Annotated in this window: 1 protein-coding gene; it reads left to right on the forward strand. The window is 68.2% G+C overall.

Translation table 11 applies throughout. The annotated features are described in order from the left end of the window. Window positions 1-85: 85 nt before the first annotated feature. Window positions 86-1,318: an IS4 family transposase gene (locus DKT69_RS06395; protein ID WP_109800653.1), complete on the forward strand. Its 1,233-nt coding sequence runs from the start codon at window positions 86-88 to the stop codon at window positions 1,316-1,318. Window positions 1,319-1,527: the final 209 nt, after the last annotated feature.

The following is a 1,527-nucleotide window of genomic DNA, read 5'->3' on the forward strand; positions in this document are numbered from 1 at the left end:
CAATGCCGTTCAGATAGGGCATCGGTGCAGGTCAGCGTGCCGGGCTGACGGGTGACGTCGAGGGTCGGTACGGTTGCCGGTCGTGATGCCACAGGCGGTGCTCTCGGGACGGTTGACTGACCACATTGGTCTGGGTGTGCTCTCGGCCCGGTTCCACCGCGACCTGCTCGAGGAAGTGATCAACCGGACGGGGTGTCGGGAGAAGCGCAGCCGTCGACTCCCGGCGCACGTGATGATCCGGTACGTGATCGCGATGGGCCTGTACGCCCAGGAGTCCGCCGAGGAAGTGATGCGGCGGCTGGTCGGTAGCCTGCGCACGATGGGCTCGTGGTCGGATGACTGGCAGGTCCCGACCGCCTCGGCGATCAGCCAGGCGCGGCAGCGCCTGGGTGTGGCGCCGGTGAAGGAGCTGTTCGAACGGGCTGCGGTGCCGGTGGCGGGCTCGGGCACCAAGGGTGCCTGGCTGGGCCGCCGCCGCCTGATGGCCATCGACGGGACCAGTTTCGATGTGGCCGACACACCGGCCAACGTGGCGCGTTTCGGGCGGATGGGATCCGGACCGAAAGCCTCGGCGTATCCGAAGGTGCAGGTCACCGCGGTCATCGAGTGCGCCAGCCGGGCCGTGGTCGGAGCGGTCCTCGGCCCGTGCAGCACCGGGGAACGCACCCAGGCCGCCGACCTCACTGGGGTGCTGAAGCCGGGGATGCTGCTGCTGGCCGACAGCGGCTTCTACTCCTTCGAGTTGTTCAATCGGTTCACCGCCACCGGCGCGGACCTGGCCTGGCGCATCGGAGCGTCGGTATCACTCGGACTGGTGCGGTGGCTGTCCGACGGCTCCTACCTGGCGTTGATCTACCGACCCGGGCTGTCCGCTGAGCGGCGCCGCCGGCTGGCGCAGACCGCCACTGACGGGGGTGAGGTCCCCGCCGATACCGCCCGCCTCGTTCGGGTCGTGGACTACACCGTGCCCGACCGCAACCTCGATGGTGAACTCATCACGGTGATCACCACCATCACCGACCCGACCGACGTGCCCGCCATGGACCTGGCCACCGCCTACCATGATCGCTGGGAGGAGGAGTCCGCCCTCAACGAGATCAAAAGTGACCTCCGGGGCCGGGGCGAGGTCCTCCGGTCGAAGACCCCTGACCTGGTCGAACAGCAGATGTGGGGTCTGTTGCTCGCGCACTACGCGATCCGTGCCCTGCTGGTCAACGCCGCCGACGAGGCCGGCTACGACCCCGACCGGCTCTCCTTCATACGCGGGCTCCGTCTCGTGCGCCGCCAGGTCACCGACCAGGCGGCCATTTTCCCCTGAGCGTCTGACCAACGCCATCACCGACGCCCACGCCGAGATCCTGCTCCGTCCACTGCCCGAACGCCGGCACCGCACCTGCCAACGAGCCATCAAACGCGCCCGGCACAACTCCTACCGCGTCAAACGACCCACAGACCGCACCATCCGCCACCCCGGACCTCCCACACCCGTTTTGGCCTGCCCAAAGAGCCTTATCTGAACGGCATTGC

The organism is Micromonospora sicca (genome assembly GCF_003172935.1).
Taxonomy (GTDB): domain Bacteria; phylum Actinomycetota; class Actinomycetes; order Mycobacteriales; family Micromonosporaceae; genus Micromonospora; species Micromonospora sicca.